1 protein-coding gene is annotated in these 466 nt (G+C 62.0%); it reads right to left on the minus strand.

Annotated features, from left to right (window positions below; all coding sequences use genetic code 11):
• Positions 1–466: RNA polymerase factor sigma-32 (locus FLQ44_RS19710; RefSeq protein WP_147695750.1), on the minus strand; the 466-nt coding region annotated here is incomplete at both ends.

The raw sequence follows: 466 nt of genomic DNA on the forward strand, positions 1-466 counted from the left end.
CTGCAGCCGCGCTTCCATCTCCAGCACCTCGGCGGCGGGTACGTTGAGGTCGCGGGCGATGGTCTGGACTTCCTCGTTGTTCATCCAGCCAAGACGACGCTTGCTCTTGCGCAGATTGAAGAACAGCTTGCGCTGCGCCTTGGTGGTGGCGACCTTGACGATGCGCCAGTTGCGCAGGATGAACTCATGCATCTCGGCGCGGATCCAGTGCACGGCAAAGCTGACCAGACGCACGCCCTGATCCGGATCGAAGCGCTTCACCGCCTTCATCAGGCCGATATTGCCCTCCTGGATCAGATCGGCCAGCTGCAGGCCATAGCCGTTGTAGCCGCGGGCAACGTGGACAACGAAGCGCAGGTGCGAAAGCACAAGTTTGCGTGCGGACTCGAGGTCCTGCTCGGCCTGGTACTGGCGGGCCAAGGACTGCTCCTCGTCTACGCTCAGTACGGGAATGCGATTGACCGTG

Source organism: Vogesella mureinivorans (genome assembly GCF_007644035.1).
GTDB classification, from domain to species: Bacteria; Pseudomonadota; Gammaproteobacteria; order Burkholderiales; family Chromobacteriaceae; genus Vogesella; species Vogesella mureinivorans.